Source organism: Empedobacter sp. GD03861 (assembly GCF_029840885.1).
GTDB lineage: Bacteria > Bacteroidota > Bacteroidia > Flavobacteriales > Weeksellaceae > Empedobacter > Empedobacter falsenii_B.
This window is the reverse complement of the sequence record NZ_JAOCDJ010000093.1, coordinates 1-977: the sequence shown is the minus strand read 5'-3', so window position 1 is coordinate 977 and position 977 is coordinate 1. Positions and strand designations below refer to the sequence as shown.

Genomic DNA, 977 nt, shown 5'->3' with positions numbered 1-977 from the left:
GGGACACAAACGCGAAGAATGGATACAGGCACGCGCGCAAGATTTGTTGCCTTGTTCGTATTATCATTTGGTTTTTACTTTGCCCGATACGCTTAACGGTTTAACGATCTCACATCCGCAAATTATTTATCGCTTGTTGTTTGAATCTGTGTGGGCTAGTTTATCTCAATTTGGCAAAACCGAAGGTTTGCAATTGGGCATGATTGCTATTTTACATACCTGGGGCCAAAATTTAAGTTTGCATCCGCATCTGCATTGCATTGTTCCAGGCGGCGGAATTGATAATAATGGCAAGTGGAGACGAAAAATAAAAACCGATAAATACTTGTTTGCAGTAAAAGCATTAAGTAAGGTTTTTCGAGCCAAATATGTAGCGTTGTTACGCAAAGAAAAGCTTGCCGAGGGGCACATCTTAGAAAGTTTGTTTGAAAAGCATTGGGTTGTTTATGCCAAACGGTCATTTGGCGGCCCAAAACAAGTGATTGAGTATCTGGGTAGATATACCCACAAGGTAGCCATTAGCAACCATCGCATTACAAATGTAACCCATCAAGAAGTTACTATCAATTATAAAGATTATAGAGACGGAAGTGAAACCAAGCAACTCACATTAAAAAACGAAGAATTCGCCCGCCGTTTTAGCTTGCATGTTTTACCGAAACGATTTGTTCGCATACGGCACTACGGAATTTTAAGCAGCAGTTGGAAACGTGGCAAACTACAGCAGTTACAAGAAGAATTACACGTTGCGCGAGCATTAGTAGAGCCTAAAACACAACATCGAAAATGTTATTGTTGTAAAGTGGGGAATCTGGTTACGTTGCACGTTTTTGGACAAAGAGGTCCGCCAGAAAAGTATCTTATCGGAAACAAACTTGCTTCTGTGAATTAACTTTTACGGGTAAGGGAATTTGTGTTTAAAGCACAAAAAAACAGCCAAAACGCATGAAGAAATACAACTTCAACCACAAAAAAAA

1 protein-coding gene is annotated in these 977 nt (G+C 39.8%); it reads left to right on the top strand.

Translation table 11 applies throughout. The annotated features are described in order from the left end of the window. Positions 1-892, top strand: an 892-nt coding sequence (locus N5D03_RS14865; protein ID WP_280052112.1) for a transposase, incomplete at its 5' end; no start/stop codon positions are given. Positions 893-977 lie beyond the last annotated feature (85 nt).